The sequence below is a fragment of the Sphaerisporangium sp. NPDC049002 genome, from assembly GCF_040649355.1.
In the GTDB taxonomy this organism is placed as follows: Bacteria; Actinomycetota; Actinomycetes; order Streptosporangiales; family Streptosporangiaceae; genus Sphaerisporangium.
In genome coordinates this window covers 1-4,846 of the sequence record NZ_JBEZFH010000340.1, presented here as the reverse complement: position 1 = coordinate 4,846, position 4,846 = coordinate 1, and the positions used below count along the sequence as shown (strand labels likewise).

Genomic DNA, 4,846 nt, shown 5'->3' with positions numbered 1-4,846 from the left:
CGCGCTCGGGCACCTCGGTGCCGGGAGTCCGCACCCCGATCCAGATCTCGGCTCCCGGCACGTGCTCCAGGCACGCGGGCGGCAGGGGGTCAGCCCTCCTGGTCCACGAGGCTCTTCGGGCGCATGTCGGTCCAGTTGGTCTCGATGAACTCCAGGCACTCCTGGCGGGTGGCGGGCCCGTGGGCGAGGGTCCATCCGGCCGGGACCTCGGCGAAGTCCGGCCACAGACTGTGCTGGCCCTCGGCGTTGAGCAGCACGGAGTAGACGCCGTCGGGGTTCTCGAACGGGTTGCTCATGTCGGGTTCTCTCCTTCTTCTGGGAACTGTTCTCAGGGATGTGATGGTCAGCGGTCGCCGCCCAGGGCCTCGGCGCGGTCGACCAGGGCGCGCAGCACGCGGAACCACGTGCCGGCGAGATCGCGCACCGCCTCCTCGGGCAGCACCTCGGAGGCGAAGGACCAGTGGGCGGCCAGCTCAGGCCCGCCGGGGTGGTCCTCGGTCAGGGCGTTGACGGTCAGCGCGTGCGACATCGGCATGCCCGGGTCCGCGTCGAGGTCGGCGGCGTCGTCCTCCGGGGCGTACGACCAGTCGGTGGCCTCGGGACGGCCGAAACGGCCCATGTAGTTGAACTCGATCGCCGGCTCGCCGAGCCGTGCCAGCTCCGGCCCGGTCGCCGGGTTCAGGTGCCGCAGCAGGCCGTGCCCGATGCCGGCCGCCGGGAGCGAGGCCAGGTGCTCCCTGATCCGGGCCACGGCCTCGTCGAGCGCCGGGCCGCCGTCGAACGCGTCGGCCAGGTCCACGGCGCCCGGGTCCAGGCGGACCGGGACGACGCTGGTGAACCAGCCGACCGTGCGCGACAGGTCCGCGTCGCCGGCCAGTTCCTCCTCCCTGCCGTGGCCTTCCAGGTCCACCAGGACGGCGGAGCCGGTGCCCCGGCCGTCCGCCCTGCGGCGCCAGTCGGCGACGGCCAGCGCCAGAGCGGTCAGCAGCACGTCGTTGACGGTCGCGCCGAAGGCGGCGGGCACCCGGCTCAGCAGCGGGGCCGTGCGGTCGGCGGGCAGGGTAAGGGACAGGTACCGCGTGGTCGCGACCACGTCCCGCTCGGGGTCGAGCGCGGGTGCTACGGCGATCGTGTCGCCGCCCGAGAGGATCGAGGTCCACAGCGGGAGCTCGTCCTCGCGGGCCGGGTCGGTGGCGCGCTCGCCCAGCAGTTCCGACCAGCGGCGGAACGACAGGTCGACCGGCGCGAGCGTCACAGGCCTGCCTGCCGCGACGTCCTTCCAGGCGGCGGCCAGGTCGGGCAGGAGTACGCGCCAGGACACGCCGTCCACCACCAGGTGGTGGATCAGCAGCAGCAGCCGTCCGGGGGCGCCCCGGCCCGCGTCGAACCAGACCGCCCGCACCATCGCGCCCGTGTCCGGGTCGAGGCCGGACCTCGCCGCTCGGGCGTGCTCGGCGATGGCCGCGCGAAGCTCCGTCTCGCCGGCGCCCGCCGTGTCGGCCCGTACGAGCCAGGACGCCACGTCGGTCGTGCCGGGCGCGGGGACGCGCAACGACCACCGCTCGCCCCCGCCCGCGTCCACGGCGCCGGAGGCCTGCCGCCGCCCGTCGCCCGGTTCGGTACGGGTGCGCACCAGGCGGGCCCTGAGCATGTCGTGCCGGTCCGCGACGGCCTGGAGTACGGCCCGGAGTCCCCGCTCGTCCAGGTCCGCCGGGGTCTGGAGCAGTGCCGCCTGGTGGTAGGCCCCGATCGGGCCGCCGCGCTCGCGCATGGCGTGCATGATCGGGGTCAGCGGGACCGTGCCCGTGCCGTCGTCGTGCGCACGGCCGCCCTCGTCCGGGCCGGGCACGACGGCGACGGTGGCCAGCGCGGCGACCGTACGGTGCTGGAACACCTGGCGCGGAGTGATCCTCAGGCCCGCCGCGCGCGACCGGCTGACCAGTTGCATGGCGACGATGCTGTCACCGCCGAGGGTGAAGAAGTCGTCGTCGACCCCGGCCTCGGCCAGCCCGAGCACCTCGGCGACGAGGGCCACGAGCGTGCGCTCGACGTCGCCGGCCGGTTCGCGCCCGCCGCCGCGCGCGGTGAAGTCCGGCGCCGGGAGCGCCTTGCGGTCGAGCTTGCCGTTGGACAGCAGCGGCAGCTCGGTAAGGACCACCACGGCCGCCGGCACCATGTACTCCGGCAGCGATGCCGCGACGTACGCCCGCAACGCGGCCGGATCGACGGATCGGGGGTCTCCGGACCCGGAACCGGAACCAGGGCCGGAGCCGTGGGCCTGATCGGCGGCGGCCGGGACCACGTAGGCGACAAGCCGCTTGACGCGGGGCCGGTCCTCGCGGGCGACGACCACGACCTGGGCGACGGACGCGTGCCGGTCCAGCACGGCCTCGATCTCGGCCGGCTCGACGCGGAAGCCGCGGATCTTCACCTGGTCGTCGGCCCGTCCGCCGTACTCCAGCCGCCCGTCGGCGGTCCAGCGGGCCAGGTCGCCGGTGCGGTACATGCGGCCCCCTGCGTCACCGGACAGTTCCCCGAACGGGTCGGCGACGAACCGCTCGGCGGACAGCCCCGGGCGGCCGAGGTAACCCCTGGCCAGTCCCGCGCCGGCGAGGTACAGCTCGCCGGTGACGCCGGGCGGCACGGGCCGCAGGGCGGCGTCGAGCACGTAGGCGCGGGTGTTGCCGACCGGGCGGCCGACCAGCGGGGACGCGCTGTCCCCCACGCGGGCCACCAGGGCGTCCACGGTCGCCTCGGTGGGGCCGTAGAGGTTGAACGCCTCCGTGGACCGCAGTCCGGCCAGGTCGCTCCAGAGCGAGTCGGGCACCGCCTCACCGCCGACGCCGACCACGGCGAGCGGGCACGCGCCGTCGTCGATCAGCCCGATGTCGGCCATCTGGGCGAAGAACGAGGGCGTGACCTCGATGAAGTCCAGCCCCTGCTCCCGGATGGCCGCCGCCGTCAGTTCGGGGTCGCGGCGCGTCTCGTCGTCCAGGATGTGCAGCGCGTGCCCGTCCAGCAGCCACAGTTGCGGCTGCCACGACGCGTCGAAGGAGAACGACCAGGCGTGGCCGACGCGCAGGTGACGGCGGCCGGTGGCGAGCTTGGCCGGGTCGTGGAGCGTGCGGCGGTGGCTGTGGAAGAGGTTGACGACGCTGCCGTGGCAGACCACCACGCCCTTGGGCCTGCCGGTGGAGCCGGAGGTGTAGATGACGTACGCCGGGTGACGCGGGTCGGGGGCGGTGGTGAGGTCGTCCCCGGGCTGGGCGGCGAGGCGCGCGGCGGTCTCGGGCGCGTCGAGCCGGAGCAGCTGGACGCCGCCGTCCGGCAGGACGGCGGAGAGCTCCTCGCTGGTCAGGACCAGGACGGGCCGGGCGTCGCCGAGCATGTCGAGCACCCGCTCGGCGGGCAGGTCCGCGTCCACGGGCAGGTAGGCCGCACCGGACTTCAGCACAGCGAGGACGGCCAGCATGAAGTCCGCCGAGCGCGACAGCGAGAGGGCGACGATCCGCTCCGGCCCCGCGCCGTGCTCGGCGAGCAGCCGCGCGAGCCGGTTGGCGCGCTCGTTCAGCTCCCTGAAAGTCCACCGCACCGCCCCGGACACCACCGCCAACGCATCCGGGCTCTCGGCCACCTGAGCCTCGAACAGCCCCGAAACCGTGCCAGCAGCACCGGGAACGGACACGGCGGCCCGGCCCCCGGACGGCTCCGACCCGGTGACCGGGCCACCGTCCGTACCAGAGCCGGAGCCGTAGCCGGACCCGCTGGTGGTGGTGTCGTTCCAGGTTCGCAGGATGGTGTGGCGGTCGGCGGGGGTGAGGATGTCGACGCGTCCGACGAGCCGGTCCGCGTCGGCCGTCATCGCCTCGAAGATCCGCACCATCGACGCGGCCATCCGCTCGGCCGTCGCACGGTCGAACAGGTCGGGGCGGTACTCGGCGGTCAGCACGAGGCGGTCGCCGGGCTCGACCGCCCAGGTGAACGGGTAGTGCGTCGAGTCCTGGTGGTCCAGCACGGCCGTACGCAGGCCGTCACCGGCCCCGAGCACGGGCTCCCCGGCACCGGGGTAGGACTCGAAGACGACCAGCGTGTCGAACAGGTCGCCCAGCCCGGCCCGGCGCTGGATGCCGGCCAGGCCGGCGTGCTGGTGGGCGATGAGCCGCGACTGCTCGTCCTGGAGACGGTCGAGGAACGCCGCCATGCTCTCGCCGTCGCGTACCCGGACGCGGACCGGGACCGTGTTGATGAACAGGCCGATCATCGACTCGACGCCGTCCAGCTCCGGGGGCCGCCCGGAGACCGTCGCGCCGAACACCACGTCGTCACGGCCGGTGAGCCGGGACAGCAGGATGCTCCAGGCGCCCTGGACCAGGGTGTTGACGGTCAGGCCGCGCGCACGGGCGAGGGCCGACAGGGCCTCGGTCACCTCCCGGGTGACGTGCGTGGTGTGCGTCTCGGGCACGACCGGAGCCCGGTTCGGGTCGGCGGGCGCCAGGTGGGTGGGATCCTCCAGGCCGTCCAGCGCCTCGGCCCAGGCGTCGGCGGAGGCGCCCGCGTCCTGCCGCGCCAGCCACGCGAGGTACCCCCGATACGGGGCGGCGGCCGGCGAGGCGGGCCCGTGCGCGTACAGGTCGCTCAGTTCGCTCATGAGCCTGGGGATCGACCAGCCGTCCAGGAGCAGGTGCTGGTGCGACAGGGCCAGGCGGTGGCGGCCGGGGGCGAGGCGCACCAGCATCAGCCGCAGGAGCGGCCCCCTTTTCGGGCTTGTAGAACTCTGTGCGAATGGTCACCGATGGGCGATCCAGGTACAACCTGCCCATCACATCGTGCGACCCGGAGCGATGTT

2 protein-coding genes are annotated in these 4,846 nt (G+C 74.3%); both read right to left on the bottom strand.

Annotated elements, in window-relative coordinates:
- Positions 1–89: 89 nt before the first annotated feature.
- Positions 90–296, bottom strand: a complete 207-nt coding sequence (locus AB0B89_RS34855) for an MbtH family protein (protein WP_358561562.1) — start codon at positions 294–296, stop codon at positions 90–92.
- A 47-nt stretch (positions 297–343) separates the two neighbouring features.
- Complete coding sequence (locus AB0B89_RS34850) at positions 344–4,735, bottom strand: amino acid adenylation domain-containing protein (RefSeq protein WP_358561559.1); 4,392 nt, start codon at positions 4,733–4,735, stop codon at positions 344–346.
- Between the last annotated feature and the right edge of the window lie 111 nt (positions 4,736–4,846).